At 50.8% G+C, this 13040-nt stretch carries 22 protein-coding genes; 21 read left to right on the top strand and 1 reads right to left on the bottom strand.

Going from position 1 to position 13040, the window contains the following annotated elements:
* Window positions 1–63 precede the first annotated feature (63 nt).
* The 6 genes from yfaE to O7C57_RS20875 all read left to right on the top strand — a co-directional run bounded on the left by yfaE (window position 64) and on the right by O7C57_RS20875 (window position 2132).
* On the top strand, window positions 64–288 hold the full coding sequence (yfaE, locus tag O7C57_RS20900; RefSeq protein ID WP_001102700.1) for a class I ribonucleotide reductase maintenance protein YfaE: 225 nt from the start codon (window positions 64–66) through the stop codon (window positions 286–288).
* A 61-nt stretch (window positions 289–349) separates the two neighbouring features.
* Window positions 350–739 carry a hypothetical protein gene (locus O7C57_RS20895; RefSeq protein WP_000026577.1) on the top strand — a complete coding sequence of 130 codons (390 nt, stop codon included), beginning with the start codon at window positions 350–352 and terminating at the stop codon, window positions 737–739.
* On the top strand, window positions 729–1181 hold the full coding sequence (locus tag O7C57_RS21795; protein ID WP_001176699.1) for a hypothetical protein: 453 nt from the start codon (window positions 729–731) through the stop codon (window positions 1179–1181). Before O7C57_RS20895 ends, O7C57_RS21795 begins: the two co-directional genes overlap by 11 nt.
* Window positions 1182–1185: 4 nt before the next feature.
* Window positions 1186–1461: a hypothetical protein gene (locus O7C57_RS20885; protein WP_000340223.1), complete on the top strand. Its 276-nt coding sequence runs from the start codon at window positions 1186–1188 to the stop codon at window positions 1459–1461.
* Window positions 1462–1518: 57 nt separating this feature from the next.
* Window positions 1519–1710 (top strand): hypothetical protein, encoded by a 192-nt coding sequence (locus O7C57_RS20880; protein WP_000651508.1) that lies wholly within the window; start codon window positions 1519–1521, stop codon window positions 1708–1710.
* A gap of 68 nt (window positions 1711–1778) precedes the next feature.
* Window positions 1779–2132, top strand: a complete 354-nt coding sequence (locus O7C57_RS20875) for a hypothetical protein (protein ID WP_000994741.1) — start codon at window positions 1779–1781, stop codon at window positions 2130–2132.
* Here O7C57_RS20875 and O7C57_RS20870 read toward each other — a convergent pair.
* A complete protein-coding gene (locus tag O7C57_RS20870; protein ID WP_000498033.1) occupies window positions 2129–2311 on the bottom strand; it encodes a hypothetical protein in 183 nt (60 codons plus the stop codon). The two genes, O7C57_RS20875 and O7C57_RS20870, sit on opposite strands and share 4 nt — an antisense overlap.
* Window positions 2312–2323: 12 nt before the next feature.
* Here O7C57_RS20870 and O7C57_RS20865 point away from each other — a divergent pair, with 12 nt between their 5' ends.
* From O7C57_RS20865 to O7C57_RS20795, 15 genes are all read left to right on the top strand, one after another.
* A complete protein-coding gene (locus tag O7C57_RS20865; RefSeq protein WP_000209093.1) occupies window positions 2324–2668 on the top strand; it encodes a hypothetical protein in 345 nt (114 codons plus the stop codon).
* 77 nt (window positions 2669–2745) lie between these two features.
* On the top strand, window positions 2746–3048 hold the full coding sequence (locus O7C57_RS20860; RefSeq protein ID WP_000410925.1) for a hypothetical protein: 303 nt from the start codon (window positions 2746–2748) through the stop codon (window positions 3046–3048).
* Between the two features lie 77 nt (window positions 3049–3125).
* The gene (locus tag O7C57_RS20855) at window positions 3126–4751 is read left to right on the top strand and encodes a DNA cytosine methyltransferase (protein ID WP_000201432.1); all 1626 of its coding nucleotides are present in this window, start codon (window positions 3126–3128) and stop codon (window positions 4749–4751) included.
* Between the two features lie 60 nt (window positions 4752–4811).
* Window positions 4812–5243 carry a hypothetical protein gene (locus O7C57_RS20850; protein WP_000687894.1) on the top strand — a complete coding sequence of 144 codons (432 nt, stop codon included), beginning with the start codon at window positions 4812–4814 and terminating at the stop codon, window positions 5241–5243.
* A 73-nt stretch (window positions 5244–5316) separates the two neighbouring features.
* Window positions 5317–5871 (top strand): hypothetical protein, encoded by a 555-nt coding sequence (locus tag O7C57_RS20845; protein WP_001093867.1) that lies wholly within the window; start codon window positions 5317–5319, stop codon window positions 5869–5871.
* Window positions 5872–6103: 232 nt separating this feature from the next.
* The gene (locus tag O7C57_RS20840; protein ID WP_000042274.1) at window positions 6104–6490 is read left to right on the top strand and encodes a hypothetical protein; all 387 of its coding nucleotides are present in this window, start codon (window positions 6104–6106) and stop codon (window positions 6488–6490) included.
* Between the two features lie 87 nt (window positions 6491–6577).
* Complete coding sequence (locus O7C57_RS20835; protein ID WP_001187969.1) at window positions 6578–9031, top strand: phosphoadenosine phosphosulfate reductase; 2454 nt, start codon at window positions 6578–6580, stop codon at window positions 9029–9031.
* A 201-nt stretch (window positions 9032–9232) separates the two neighbouring features.
* Window positions 9233–9436, top strand: a complete 204-nt coding sequence (locus tag O7C57_RS20830; RefSeq protein WP_000050847.1) for a hypothetical protein — start codon at window positions 9233–9235, stop codon at window positions 9434–9436.
* Between the two features lie 71 nt (window positions 9437–9507).
* Window positions 9508–10113: a 5'-deoxynucleotidase gene (gene yfbR / locus O7C57_RS20825; protein ID WP_000071870.1), complete on the top strand. Its 606-nt coding sequence runs from the start codon at window positions 9508–9510 to the stop codon at window positions 10111–10113.
* Window positions 10106–10375 carry a hypothetical protein gene (locus O7C57_RS20820; RefSeq protein ID WP_000184110.1) on the top strand — a complete coding sequence of 90 codons (270 nt, stop codon included), beginning with the start codon at window positions 10106–10108 and terminating at the stop codon, window positions 10373–10375. Before yfbR ends, O7C57_RS20820 begins: the two co-directional genes overlap by 8 nt.
* A gap of 13 nt (window positions 10376–10388) precedes the next feature.
* Window positions 10389–10607 carry a hypothetical protein gene (locus O7C57_RS20815; RefSeq protein ID WP_000260293.1) on the top strand — a complete coding sequence of 73 codons (219 nt, stop codon included), beginning with the start codon at window positions 10389–10391 and terminating at the stop codon, window positions 10605–10607.
* 73 nt (window positions 10608–10680) lie between these two features.
* Complete coding sequence (locus O7C57_RS20810; RefSeq protein WP_000064432.1) at window positions 10681–11238, top strand: hypothetical protein; 558 nt, start codon at window positions 10681–10683, stop codon at window positions 11236–11238.
* Between the two features lie 74 nt (window positions 11239–11312).
* Window positions 11313–12164, top strand: coding sequence for a hypothetical protein (locus tag O7C57_RS20805; protein WP_000595210.1), 852 nt, complete (start codon window positions 11313–11315; stop codon window positions 12162–12164).
* Between the two features lie 205 nt (window positions 12165–12369).
* Window positions 12370–12516, top strand: a complete 147-nt coding sequence (locus O7C57_RS20800; RefSeq protein ID WP_001032043.1) for a hypothetical protein — start codon at window positions 12370–12372, stop codon at window positions 12514–12516.
* A gap of 106 nt (window positions 12517–12622) precedes the next feature.
* The gene (locus O7C57_RS20795) at window positions 12623–13009 is read left to right on the top strand and encodes a hypothetical protein (RefSeq protein ID WP_001077336.1); all 387 of its coding nucleotides are present in this window, start codon (window positions 12623–12625) and stop codon (window positions 13007–13009) included.
* The last annotated feature ends 31 nt before the right edge of the window (window positions 13010–13040 follow it).

The following is a 13040-nucleotide window of genomic DNA, read 5'->3' as shown; positions in this document are numbered from 1 at the left end:
CAACCGGGGCGTGACATCCCGGAGGGGATTGGTCGCGCTCATCAACAACAAAGGAGCGTGACCATGAACGTACAACTTCAAGCCAGCAACAATGTGCTGTTGGCGCAAATCGAAAGCAAAGGCCTCACTGTTGAAACGCATTGTCGCAGTGGCTTTTGTGGCATGTGCCGGGTTCGTCTACTCGAAGGTCAAGTGGCTTATGACGAGACGCCCATCGCATTTGTCAAAGAAGGGGAAGTGTTGGTTTGCTGCGCTAAAGCAAAAACCGATGTGACCTTGGAAATTTAACCCATCCGGAGGAGCCTTTCCTGCGGGTGGGGCTCCTCTATCCATTACGAGGAGAAACACTATGTCTATCAATACCAAAGTTGAACAAATCGCATACGGTCATGCTACCGCTCTAGTGCTCAGTGAACTGGGCCAACAAGAGAATTGGTGCAAGGCTTATGAGTATTTGTCTGAGTGTGTAGAACGGGGAGACGAACCTGAGGATCTGGTCGTTTGGCAACCGTTTGAGCACTGGGAATGGAAAGACATTCTGGAGCAGATCGAGAGCGAAGCCGAGTCTCTGCTTTCGACTATTAAGTCGGTTTTAGGCTTGGCCCACAAAGGCATCATTCAGTCAGCAATTGACTGCTCTCTGGATTCGGACATGACCCAGCTTGACCTGATTGGAATGGTCGAGCTCGGAAGTGAAATCGAAGATGGGGAGTGTGCTGGAGGTGGCTATGCAGCTTAACCGATACACGGCCAGGGAGTCTGACAAAAGTCGGATACTTCGGACCATAGGCTGGTGCAAGCGCAACCACCTTACACTTGCCGGTCTTCCATACGAGGACAATCTTGCAGGAAGTGATGGGATCAGCATAGAGATCATCACTCCTCCTGGTATGTCGCGGGAAATGTTGGAGCAAGCCGTCAGAGAGGGGTATTCAGAGCGAGATGTCGTAAGGCATCGCATTCTGGAGTGCCCTGTCGGTTGGTTCATGGAAGCTGATGGCAAGGCATTTGATCATGAAGTGTTCCACGATTACGTGGTGGCTCATGGTTATGGCGAACCTTCCAGCGAAGCCTATGAGCTGGCGGAGCGGTGGTTCTGGCAGGGCAACGATTATGCGTTGATAGCTGCGGAAATAGTTGCTCGTGATCTTTGTGTTCGTGATGACGAAGATGAGGACTGATCCTATGGATGCTGTAGCGCATATAGCAGCAGATAACCTTGTACCGGCATGTGGAGGTGCAGAGAAGCCGTTTACCGTTAGTGGTAGACAGTGGCTTTACTGCTATCACCCAGCCAGTGGGAGGCACTGCTACTTAGACCTCGATAATGACCGTCCAGTCTGGCATCGAGGATTTCATCCTGCTTTTCATCCTGAGCTTGAGTTCGCTGATGAAGCTGAGTTGCTTCGACCAGTTGAGCGAAAGCCTGACCATGAAGAGCTGGAGGATTTTTACTTTTAACCCACGGGGCCGCTCTTCCTGATGGGAGACGGTCCTCCATTCTCAAAGGAGAAGACCATGAAAGATCACAGTCAAACGATTGTGTTCCCTGGGAACAATGTTGAATCACTTGCTGAGGCTAACGCCATGTTGAGCGCTGTGTCGGAAGATGCACGTAAAGCCAGCAATACGGAAGACAAACGTGACCTTGAATCGCTTCAAGGCTGGCTGGAAGAGAACATCAATTCTCAACTGGCAGGCGTGAAGTAACTATGACTGTAACCCCACTGGGGGCTTCATGCCCCTGTGGGGGCATGGTGCCCGTAAAAGGAGTCACCATGAATGCAGTGAAGATGATCCAGAAGGAAAACCAGCTTGAGCTGCCGCTTTTCTTCCTGGATGAAGAGCCGAAGACCGCAGAAGTCATTCCATTTGAGCCAAAGCCTGAATGGACTGATGATGAGGTAAGGCAGTTACGTGATGGGCTTTTATGGCATAGCCTTAGAGTCCTTGCTGATGGTCGAGCTGGAAGTGAAATCAAGCAGGAAACGATGGCTTGGGTGATGTCCGATGAGGTACATCCATTCTCATTTGTGGTCTGCTGCGATGAAGCAGGTTACGATCCATCTGGAGTAAGGGAAGGCGTGAAGTCTATCCTAAACCGCTTAGCGCGGGTTAAAGCGGGGGGTTAACCCCCTGCTTTCCCAGTGGCATCGACTTTCACATGTGAAAGTTTGTGCCCCTCGGAAAGCAAGATTTTGCTCTCTGTCGAGAGTGAATAGTGAGGTAGCTGGCCTCCCCAAACAAACAGCATTCTACATAACCCTTGGGGGATCACTGCCCCTCGGGCTGGTGGTTCCCTGACAAACATGGAGCCACAACTATGACTACTCTTGCCAGCTTTGCGAATCCGATTTCTGTTATTCAACGCTCACCAACCAGTGGGGTGTTTGGCACAAATCAGTTCGTAGGAGACAAAGAGGGATTTGTACAAAAGGTGCTCGGAAAGTGGTACTGCAATCCAGGGAATACCATTCCCGTTGAGAGCATGTCCCACCTTGAGCAGGCGGAGAAACTGTATGACTTCTATGTCAAGTATCTCCAAGTGAAAGAAAAGATCTCTGTGAACCTTGGCCGGGTGCTGCATAAGCTGTACAGCACTGGTTCTATCAAGGAAGCAGAGATCGTGCTTGAAGCAATAAAGGCTCAGGCTGGCGTAACAGCTTGAGCAATCTACTAACCCTAAACCGGGTGCATCCGCCCGGTTCGGGACGTGGTGCGCCCCCAAACTATTTGGAGTGCATCATGGAAAAACATAACCTCAAATCCGGATTCAGCATCTATTTCGCTGACGTCCATTTCGAGAAACAAGTCTACGCATTCGGCTCAGGACTTGGCTTCACCTCTGTGATTTACGCCTACTCGCTGGGCCGAGATCCGGAAGAAGCTGAGAAGCTGGCGCTTGAAAAGTACGACTCTGACGAAACGAAGGTGAAGAAGGTGCATGTCAATCTGGCTCGCAGCCAGGACATCAACCGCTACACCTTCCCTGAACAAATGGCTGGCTTTGCTAATGCCATTCAGTCTCACGGCATCGCTGTGAACTGAGAACCACTTTAAACCCATCGGGGCCATTACTTCCCGATTGGGACGGTAGTGGCCTCTCAACCGAAAGGAGAGAGCTCATGGCTACTATCGTAAACACCAAGTTAGGAGAACATCGAGGCAAGAAGCGCGTCTGGCTGGAAGGCCAAAAGCTACTGCGTGAAGGTTACTATCCTGGCATGAAGTATGATCTGGAGCTGAAAGATTCCCAGGTTGTGCTTCGCGTCAAAGAGGAGGGTAAGTTCACCATCAGTAAGCGTGAGCGCAATGGCCGGGTGTCTCCAATCATCGATCTGACCGTGCAGGAGCTTGCTACCGTTTTTGACGGTGTAGAGATGCTCCGCGTGTTCATCCGTAACGGCGCAATTGTGATCTCTGCTCACCATCAACAAGAGCGAGTGATCGAGCGCGTCAACCGGCTTATCAGTAAGCTGGAGAATGGAGAATCGCTTTCGGTATGCAGCCTCTTTCATGGGGGTGGTGTGCTTGATAAAGCGATTCACGCCGGTTTTCACAAGGCGGGAATTGCCAGTGCCATATCTGTGGCCGTGGAGATGGAAGGGAAATATCTCGATTCGTCTTTGGCAAATAACCCGGAGCTTTGGAACGAAGATTCTATTGTTATCGAATCGCCAATCCAGGCTGTGAATCTCAGCAAACGCCCACCACAGGTGGATGTTTTGATGGGGGGCATACCGTGTACCGGCGCGTCAAAGTCAGGTCGCAGTAAGAACAAGTTGGAGTTTGCCGAATCGCATGAGGCGGCAGGTGCCATGTTCTTCAACTTCCTGCAATTCGTAGAAGCGCTAAACCCAGCCGTTGTGCTGATTGAGAACGTGCCTGAGTACCAGAACACCGCTTCGATGGAAGTGATTCGTTCGGTGCTCTCTTCGTTGGGTTACTCCCTACAAGAGCGCATTCTCGACGGCAATGAGTTTGGGGTTATTGAGCGCCGCAAGCGTCTTTGTGTTGTTGCGCTTTCCCACGGGATCGACGGGTTTGAACTTGAGAAGGTTCAGCCTGTTCGCACCAAGGAAAGTCGCATACAGGACATCCTGGAGCCAGTTCCGCTCGATTCTGAACGTTGGAAGTCATTTGACTATCTGGCTGAGAAGGAGTTGAGAGACAAAGCTGCTGGCAAGGGGTTCTCTCGCCAGCTTCTGACTGGCGACGATGAGTTTTGCGGCACCATAGGTAAGGACTATGCAAAATGCAGAAGTACCGAACCTTTCATTGTTCATCCAGAACAGCCGGAGTTGTCTCGCATCTTTACACCGACAGAACATTGTCGAGTGAAAGGGATACCAGAGGAACTCATCCAAGGTCTGTCGGACACTATTGCCCACCAGATTCTCGGGCAATCGGTAGTCTTTCCCGCGTTCGAGGCTTTAGCCCTCGCATTAGGGAACAGCCTGTGGAGCTGGGTTGGAATGATGCCAATCATGGTCGAAGTCGTGGATGAATCACAGCCGGTGATCGGTGGTGAAGACTTCCATTGGGCAACGGCATTGGTTGACGCAAAGGGCACTCTCAAGCTGTCACCGGCAGCGAAAAAACAGGGGATGCCCTTCAACATTATGGATGGTCAATTGGCTGTCTATTCACCTAACGGAACTAAAAAGAGCTGCGGCCATGAGCCTTGCGAATATCTCCCGGTAATGATGTCCGGAGACGCAATCATGGTCACTTCATCTTTGGTTCATTAGTAACTCACCGGGGCAATGCCGAAAGGCCTTTGCTCCGGCCTATCCGAAAGGAGAGTAATCATGAAAATCGAAACTGTTGTGCCTTTACCTCCCGAGGATTCAGGCCTTCAACACTGCATTGCCAGGTTCCATAACCGCAACATGGATTCCAAGCGAAAAGACAAGACCCGTTTTTTCAGGAGGGAGCCGGTTATGATCGTAAACCCAGAGACCAAAGCAAAGGTTCTCCGGTATGCGATGGGCAACCCTGGGAATTTATCCATCACAAAGCTGGCGGTCGCGCTGGATTACGATGCGGTAGATGCTCTGGGTGTTCGTTTTAAAGACACTGTAAATCTTGAGGTTCGCAGAGCCAGGCGCTGGGAAGTCTGGCAGTGGTTCTGGAACCATCCGGATCAAAGTGTCCAACTGTCAATCAAATTGGGCGTGGTTGGCGCTGTGTTGGGAGTCATGGGCTTCCTGACTGGCGTAGCTCCGTACCTCTTGGGATAAACCAATAAAGCCGTTAACGGGCAATGTAAGTCCGGAGACGGCTTGCATTGCTCTCTCGAAAGTGGAGAGTCAAATGAACACATTAGAACAACTTGTAAATCAGAGAGTGCTTGAGGAAGGTCTGAAAAAGGCGAAGCCATTGGCCGCGCAAATGGGGCTTGAATCTGTACCTGATGAGATGCTTGAAATGATCTGCCCAAACTTGAACTACTCTGGGCAGTTTACGCCAGCTCTGTACGCGAGATTTCAAAGCGTAAAGCGATTACTGAAAGAGTTGTCGGAACAAACCTCACCTAAGCACGGGCATATTGTGAAGTTTACCAACCAATATGGGAGCTACGATGAGTCAGCTTTGCTGTTCAAAGAAGGCGACGTCAGAAACCAGAACTTGGTTGCTTGTGTGGGCGGGAAGACGATAAATCTCGGAGAGCTAGAGCTTCGAGATTATGGGCTCAATATGCACATCGGTTGCGGTGGACCATTTGAGCCGATCTCAGAAGCGCAGATTCAGTCCTTGTCTGAGTTTGACTTCTATGAGACGACCTACAGATTCTGGGGCCAGAATCCATGTGGAAACGGGATGATAGACATCACCGTCCCTATGAAACGTTGGTTCTTGACTGTGTAGCTTCAACCTGAGTGCGCCGAGAAATCGGCGTACCGGCCCCTTAAAAAGGGTAATCAGCGCAGGGGGAAACCCCGCGCTTTCCCAAGCATCTCGGTTTCCCAGGGTGCTTCGGAAAGTGCCTTAGGCGCTCAAGTGCGGTAGCTGGCTGCCAAAAACAAACAGCAAATTATCAACCCTGACGGGAGCACCTCCTGTTAGGGGGGCTCCGTCATAAACTGAACGGAGATATAGCATGTCTAAAAACGTCAACGATGTTTTTTCAAACCGAACTTCTTTGGAATGTACTGTGAATGCAGCGCTGGATCGTCGTATCGGTCTGCGTGTCGGGTTCCCTCATTACAGAGAAGGAGCAAACGGTGTGGTTTGTGAGATCGAAGCAGAGTACCCATTGCTCAACACTCATTCGAGTGTTGCATGGCCCCTGCTCGATGAACTCAACAGTTACACCATCCAAAAAAACCAATCGCTCATTGATCACATTGATAATGCGGTCGCTGAACTGTTGAAACACAAGGCTCGTCTACAGCTTGATATTCAAAAGCTGCAAGACGGTGACATTGATCTGGTGAAACAGGCCAAGCAGCAATACGAAGACAACCAGATGTCGAGTAGCAGCTAGTTCAGGTCTGATAGCCAGGATTCAATTTTAACCCTACCGGGGTGCTTTCCCGGAAGGGATGGGCACCCTGCTAATCCAGGAGGCCCTATGCAACAAACATTAAACTTTGATCTATCAGAACAACCCATCCCAGTGCTTTTGCGTGGGGATAAGTGGGATTCTGTTTGGTCAGAACTGACTGATAACGAGGATTTGAACTTCGTTGATGCCAGTAGAGGAACCAGTCTGTCATCGTTGATCACGTCATCGGTTGAGTCCATTCACACGGCCTTAATTGATGGGTGGACCATGATGATCGGCTATTCCAGTGGTAAAGATTCTGAAACGGTCTTGCACCTGTTCCTGATGGCCCTGATCCGGGCTGTAAGGAGTGGGGCGACCATCAGCCAGCACCACTTCATCTTGCACACTGACACACTGATCGAAAGCCCAGAGGTAAGGTGGCTGGCGGATCAGAAACTGGCCGAGCTGGAGCGTTTCATTGCGAAGGAAAACCTTCCTCTGACCATCGTTCTAGCAAAGCCTGGGATCTCGCAGAGTTGGACGGGCCGAATCCTTACTGGGAGGGGGTTGCCTACGTTTTCCAACTCCACGGCCCGCCAGTGTAGCCAGGATTTAAAAATCACCTCTGCCAAAAGAGCGAAGGCAGCTTATATGCGAGAGCTTCCCAAAGAGGTTCGACAGAAAGTCTGCCTTTTGCTGGGCAGTCGTGATGCTGAAAGCACTATTCGTGCGGCCAACATTGCAAAACAGCGAGGAAGCTCAGATCGCGTCATTAAGACGAAAGATGGGGGTGAGCTGTATGTGGTGAAAAACTGGTTGGCGAGTGATGTCTGGGAGTTCTTACTATCCGCTGGCATGGGCTCAGCATATCCTCTGCCAAGTTACTTGGAGAGCAATGTCACTACGGCAGAGCTTTACAAGGCGGCAACAGGGGAGTGCGTGTGGTCGGCAACAGAGAAGAAGGCCAGTGACGCCTGTGGCGCTCGCTTCGGTTGCTGGGCTTGCCAGGCTGTTGGGTTGGATAAGTCAATGGAGACGTTGCTTGCCACGGACCCTGAAAGGCATGGCTATATGTCGGGGCTGAACCGCATCCAGCGCTACTTGGCAAAACGCCGGTACGCATGGGAAGACCGCCATCCCGTAGGTCGAACGATTTACGAGGGCGGATACATCAAAATACAGCCGGACGTTTACAGTCCTGTTTTCCTAGAACGATTGCTTCATGTCTGTTGCAGCATGGACTACATGGAGCAAAAGAGAGCTGATGAGCTGGCATACAAGCTGGCTACTGGTCAAGCAGAGGATAACGACTGGAACCGTCGAATGGCAGAGCCACAATTCCGGATCATATCGGAAGAGGCTTTAGTCCATATCGACTTCATGTGGGCCTTCCATCATTTCAATGATAAGCCTTTCCATGCCCTGGAGATTTACCACAGGGTTTGGTCGATGGGTGATCTGGACTTGCTGGAAGACGAGCCGCAGTGTGAAACCGTTCCTCAGTCACCAATTCCGAAGCCATTGTGGTTGAAGGTTGGTCGCTGGGGCGATGGTTCGCTTTCTGATGGCTTGGCCGATCCGTTAGCGGAAATGGCTTACTTTGACGGCGGGGATGACCCGTTGGCAGCGCAAGTGATCAATACCGCAGACGGAAAGAGAAGGGTGGTTTGCTTCGCAGAAGATGATGAAGTGAAAGTCGATCCCGACTCCGCTGCGTTCATCATCTGGAACGAATACCCGCGACTAAGGGAGTCTGTACTAAAGGGACATTATACGCCCGGTAGTGCAGCGCAGTTCTACCTTCGGTTCGGAGCAATCCAGCTTGCGAAAGGAAAAGGCGCTTTGTATCACCGTATGATGCAAAGAGGTCAAACCTACCACCAGATGGGCCTTACAGGGCTACAGACGATGGAAGGAATCCAACAGCGCAAGGATGTCAAAGTGCTTAGCGATGCTAAGTACAAAGATCTGGTGAAGCGAAAAATCAAGGGAAGACTGGCAACGGTACGCTGGTGGGTCAACTTGCACTTAACGTTCAAGTACCATCTGCACCACCGTACTCCGACGGGGTTGTTCATCGAGAAGCAACTTGACCAGGAAGCAATGGAAGAACAGAAACGGCATCAGGAGCGATGGTTTAACTACGTGACTGACGCGATGCTTTGTTACTCCAGCGCATTCTGTATGAGCGTCATGGAAGGGCGAGAGGGGAGCGGAAACGCCAACATTCGTCGTTACATGGCCGCGACCAGAAGGAAGGCTTATACGGCCCTCTGCGAGCTCTTGGACAATACTGACGCCCAGTGGATGAATGATGTGGTCCAGAGTGCCGTAGGGCAGTATGAGGCGATACAGGCAGCCCTAACCGAAGGTTCCGCGCTTGCTATCTATCTCGACTGGATCAACCTACTGTCAAAACGCCATCCAGCCTCTTTGGAGCGACATGTCAGAACGATGATCAAGGCGGTTCAACGCTTACATCGCCGCGACGACACAGAGTTGCAAAGAGGACAGCAAGGCTTGTCCTTGGCCGCATAAAAAGCCCTCCTTCGGGAGGGCTTTTTCTTTTGCACCCCAAAAGGGCAATTACAGCGTTTTACCCTTTTAGGTGGCTGTCATACTCTTTGTTCATTGTCAGCGCTTGCTGGCTATAACGGTAGCTGGCCCAAAACAGCAATAACCTAACCCCTCGGGAGGAAACCCCTCCTGGGTTCTCTCCCACAAACAAAGGAGAGAAGCATGAGCCTAGACAAGTTAAGTCGGCTGGTGGACCAACAACGAAAGATCCAGGATGAAATCGACAATGAAATCATTCTGGCCGTCAAAGAGGTGTTGGCTACAAACTCAGTCGGTTTAGCCCGTGAGCTTGTTGGGGGTGTCCCGCAAGATCATCCATTCCATCCGTTTTTACTCGCTATAGCTAAGCAGCTTGACCCGAGATAACTAAGTAACCCAACCGGGTACACCAAGGCCCGGTCGGCTTTGGTGTACCTCCAACCAATTTTGGAGGCACTATGTCTAATTCAAATTTCGGCTTTCTAGCTCTGGCCTTGCGCCAACGCCTGATCAAACGCTGGTCACTGATGCACTCTGTTCAACCGGAGTCTGTGTTGGAACACAGCGCTGTTGTTACCCTGCTTTCCTACCTGGCTGGCAATATTGCCATTCAGCAAGGGAAGTCGGTGGATCTGGCAGTCATGCTTGCTCATGCTTCGTTGCATGATGCAGCCGAGGTTCTCTGTTCGGATGTTGTAACACCGGTCAAGAAAGCAAACGCTGTTTTGCAGCGTGAGTTTGAACGACTGGAAAAGGCCGCAGAGGACAAACTCATCCAGACTCTTCCCGAAGAACTCCAGGATGCAGTCGCCATAGCCTTCGCTCCCGGTGGCTATGAACAATCACTGGTTAAGGCCTGTGATACCTACTCCGCTTACATCAAGTGCAAACTTGAGGTGGCCGCAGGTAATGGCCTTGAGTTCCAGGATGCTCTCAGCAAAATGGAACGTGTTGTTGCTCAGGTGAAATCGGACTTCCCGGAAATCGACGCTCTGGACAAATGGTTTGGTAACGGACTCGGCCATTCAGTAGATAAACTGCTGGCAGGGGGTAACGATGACTAATCCAATCCCTGGCGACATCAAGATTAAGGACTTTGGCCGCGACCGGAAATTCCGTTCGGTTGATGAGCTTCAAAGCACTTTGTCAGAACAGTACAAAGGTCAGCATGTCAGCATCGTTTACCCTGCAAAGCCCAGCGGTTTACTCCGCACGGTTTTTGTCAGTGTCGATGATGCTGGTGGCGTGAATCGAACCTATGGGGACCAGTCTCCTGTCGATTTTTCTGCCATCAAAGATGACCTGTATGTACCAAGTGACCTGTAGGAGAGCACTAGCTATGGTGGTGATCATCGTAAACACAGGACACTATGAGTTTATCGGCCTTGGTGAGACCCACGGACAAGCCACAGAAGGGCTTTTGAAACGCTGGGACGAACACTGCGAACGTAATCCGGATGCTGAGTCTGGTTACATGCAGGAGCTGATAGAAGAAGGAAGCGCACAAGTTGTCGAGATGGAGCCCGGCTCCGCCGTAATTTACGGACTTGACGGCTAAGCCTTCTCAACTAACCCACTCGGGCGCATCATCCCGAGAGGGTGTGGTGCGTCCTAACCAAAAGGAATGCACTATGTCTAACTTTGAACAAGCTCTGGAGCGTACTGACGGTAAAACACTGATTCTCAGCAATGGGAGTAAGTGGGCAGGCCAAGACCCGGACAGTATTCAGACTTTACTGGATGTCCTGGGTGACAACGTTCTTGACCCGATGTTTGAGCAGTATCACTGTTATCGCCCATACCCGTTTGAACCAATGGTGAGGACGGGGCGAAATGGCGAAATGTTCCAGCCTTGGCTTGGGGCAGCCTGCTTCTTTGGGAACTTCCTGACTGTCTCTCATGTTTTCAACATCATCACGAAAGATGACGGTGTTGTTGAGGCCTTAACAGAGGCGATCCGGAAGAATATGGCGACTGAACAGTACCAGCAGAATGCCTATGAGCGTTATGCCGGTTGGTTCTACGCTGAAACCAGCGAAGGGTTAAGGCTAGTCTCTCCAAGTGAGGCTGCCGACATCCGAGCTGGCGCAGTTTCAAAGCTGCGTTACCCAAGAAACTTCGAGGTTATGAAAACTGCGGTTCTCAAAGGTCCTCGATTTGATACTGAATTAAGCCGCAAGGCTTCTTAACCCAAACATTAACCCCACGGGGGACATCGGTCCCTGAGGGGATGGTGTCTCCCTCTGAAATTAAGGAGATACCAATGATTAAACAGCATTTTCAAAACGAACTGGTTAAGTGTGGATACCCGGATGATCTGACGATTGAGTACAGTCTCGGATACTGCCAGGGGGATGGCGTAGCCTTCTACGGGGATTTGAGCGTTGATGACGTCAAAGCTCTCATGAATCGCCTATTCAGCACTGAGCCCGGCCAAGTGGATGCTGTCAGCCGCGTGAAGAACCTGATGGCACAGAAAGACATTGAGAATATGCTTTCTGTCCTCCGCGAATATGGTTCCTGTGACCTGTCCATTACTCGGAATAGTCACGGGCATCACTACAGCCATTGGAACTGCATGAACATCGACGACAACGTGGACTTCACAGGGATCTTCCCTGATGATGATTCCATGATTGGCACCGGCATTGAAGGGATTAACCAGGATATGGTCGAGCGCTGGCAAGACCTCTGGGAACGCTTTGTGCTGGAGCTGGCGGATGATGTAAAAAGTCTTTCCAAGAAGCTCGAAGCGGACGGGTACTCGCTGATCGAGGCCTCTCCATGCGAAGATGAAGTGGTTTGGGAACGGGCCACTGAAAACTACCTGGTGCGTGTTACTGAACTCCCTGAGCGGGATTTCGATATGGGCCACTGGGATGACGAAGTAAGAGACCAAACAATTTGTTCTATCCTGGAAGGGAAAGAGCGAGTGCTTGGCCTACGTGTTGAGGTACTCTCTCGTGAAAACGAGATTGTCCTGGGTGAAGAGAGTCTGCACGGCTTGACCGTTGCCAGTGATGACAAGAGCTACGCTGGCTACAGACGAGAACTTCTCCGGGGAGCTATCCAGCAAACCAGGGACTTTTTCTCTCGCCACCTCAAAGCGGCATAACAAGGCAGGGGGAAACCCCTGCTTTACTTCCCAAGTCTTCTTACTCATGGTGAATACCATCAGTAAGCAGATTTTGTTCTCTTCGGAGAGCGAAAAGTGCGATAGCTGGTCGCCAAAAACAAACAGCAAATTAACGTTAATTTATTAATCCCTGCGGGAGTCTATCTCCTGCTGGAGATACCTCCCGTTATTTCTGGAGGTATCCATGAACAAATTCCAAGACTTTAAGTTGGTTTATCGTCAAGGTGGTCGTCGCTTAGAGCGTGTCTTTACGGACACTCTTTACGCGAATGTGAAGCGTGTCGCTGACTCGTTTCCTCCGACCGTTCTTTGGCGCATTCAGCCAGCGTAAAACTCGGAACCTTAAAGCTCGGCTTTGGCCGTGACCTTTCAATAACCCATGCGGGTACACTTCCCCGCACGGGGTAGGTGTACCCATTAACTTTGGAGTACACCTTATGAACCAAGTAGCTAAATTGGACCTCGCCCAAATCCGTCAACAAGCCATCAATGATGGTCTGCTGGTGGACCAATCTTCCATCGGTAAACAAGCTGGTTTCCTGACCAATGTGGCAGTGACCCCGGCAATTGTCGATGGAGTATTTGGTGCAGATGGTAAGCACTCGGTAGAAGACTTCCTTTTCATGTTTTTGCAGCTTTGTGTTGCTCAAACAAAGGTCGCTTTTACCGACAACAAGAATTGGGGAAAGATTCGTCTTTATTACCCCATGCCCACTGTAGATGGCTTTTTCAAACCCACTGAGGTTGTGATTAAGTCAGATCCTGTAACCGCAGATGTCACAATCATGATGGCCTCGGAAGAGGGCGCTCATTTGTGCTTGTGATATTCACAAAATTCGCCTCCGTTTCGGGGGC

The sequence above is a fragment of the Providencia sp. 21OH12SH02B-Prov genome (assembly GCF_027362595.1).
Classification (GTDB): domain Bacteria; phylum Pseudomonadota; class Gammaproteobacteria; order Enterobacterales; family Enterobacteriaceae; genus Providencia; species Providencia zhejiangensis.
Note: the sequence above shows the minus strand (reverse complement) of the source record. Positions and strands in the feature narration are given on the sequence as shown.

Coding starts and splice junctions, on each gene's coding strand:
- O7C57_RS20885 (WP_000340223.1), top strand. CDS start 1,186: ATGGATGCTGTAGCGCATATAGCAGCAGATAACCTTGTACCGGCATGT.
- yfbR (WP_000071870.1), top strand. CDS start 9,508: ATGTCTAATTCAAATTTCGGCTTTCTAGCTCTGGCCTTGCGCCAACGC.
- O7C57_RS20805 (WP_000595210.1), top strand. CDS start 11,313: ATGATTAAACAGCATTTTCAAAACGAACTGGTTAAGTGTGGATACCCG.
- O7C57_RS20810 (WP_000064432.1), top strand. CDS start 10,681: ATGTCTAACTTTGAACAAGCTCTGGAGCGTACTGACGGTAAAACACTG.
- O7C57_RS20815 (WP_000260293.1), top strand. CDS start 10,389: ATGGTGGTGATCATCGTAAACACAGGACACTATGAGTTTATCGGCCTT.
- O7C57_RS20875 (WP_000994741.1), top strand. CDS start 1,779: ATGAATGCAGTGAAGATGATCCAGAAGGAAAACCAGCTTGAGCTGCCG.
- O7C57_RS20795 (WP_001077336.1), top strand. CDS start 12,623: ATGAACCAAGTAGCTAAATTGGACCTCGCCCAAATCCGTCAACAAGCC.
- O7C57_RS20880 (WP_000651508.1), top strand. CDS start 1,519: ATGAAAGATCACAGTCAAACGATTGTGTTCCCTGGGAACAATGTTGAA.
- O7C57_RS20835 (WP_001187969.1), top strand. CDS start 6,578: ATGCAACAAACATTAAACTTTGATCTATCAGAACAACCCATCCCAGTG.
- O7C57_RS21795 (WP_001176699.1), top strand. CDS start 729: ATGCAGCTTAACCGATACACGGCCAGGGAGTCTGACAAAAGTCGGATA.
- O7C57_RS20870 (WP_000498033.1), bottom strand. CDS start 2,311: ATGTTTGTCAGGGAACCACCAGCCCGAGGGGCAGTGATCCCCCAAGGG.
- O7C57_RS20865 (WP_000209093.1), top strand. CDS start 2,324: ATGACTACTCTTGCCAGCTTTGCGAATCCGATTTCTGTTATTCAACGC.
- yfaE (WP_001102700.1), top strand. CDS start 64: ATGAACGTACAACTTCAAGCCAGCAACAATGTGCTGTTGGCGCAAATC.
- O7C57_RS20840 (WP_000042274.1), top strand. CDS start 6,104: ATGTCTAAAAACGTCAACGATGTTTTTTCAAACCGAACTTCTTTGGAA.
- O7C57_RS20820 (WP_000184110.1), top strand. CDS start 10,106: ATGACTAATCCAATCCCTGGCGACATCAAGATTAAGGACTTTGGCCGC.
- O7C57_RS20845 (WP_001093867.1), top strand. CDS start 5,317: ATGAACACATTAGAACAACTTGTAAATCAGAGAGTGCTTGAGGAAGGT.
- O7C57_RS20895 (WP_000026577.1), top strand. CDS start 350: ATGTCTATCAATACCAAAGTTGAACAAATCGCATACGGTCATGCTACC.
- O7C57_RS20830 (WP_000050847.1), top strand. CDS start 9,233: ATGAGCCTAGACAAGTTAAGTCGGCTGGTGGACCAACAACGAAAGATC.
- O7C57_RS20855 (WP_000201432.1), top strand. CDS start 3,126: ATGGCTACTATCGTAAACACCAAGTTAGGAGAACATCGAGGCAAGAAG.
- O7C57_RS20850 (WP_000687894.1), top strand. CDS start 4,812: ATGAAAATCGAAACTGTTGTGCCTTTACCTCCCGAGGATTCAGGCCTT.
- O7C57_RS20860 (WP_000410925.1), top strand. CDS start 2,746: ATGGAAAAACATAACCTCAAATCCGGATTCAGCATCTATTTCGCTGAC.
- O7C57_RS20800 (WP_001032043.1), top strand. CDS start 12,370: ATGAACAAATTCCAAGACTTTAAGTTGGTTTATCGTCAAGGTGGTCGT.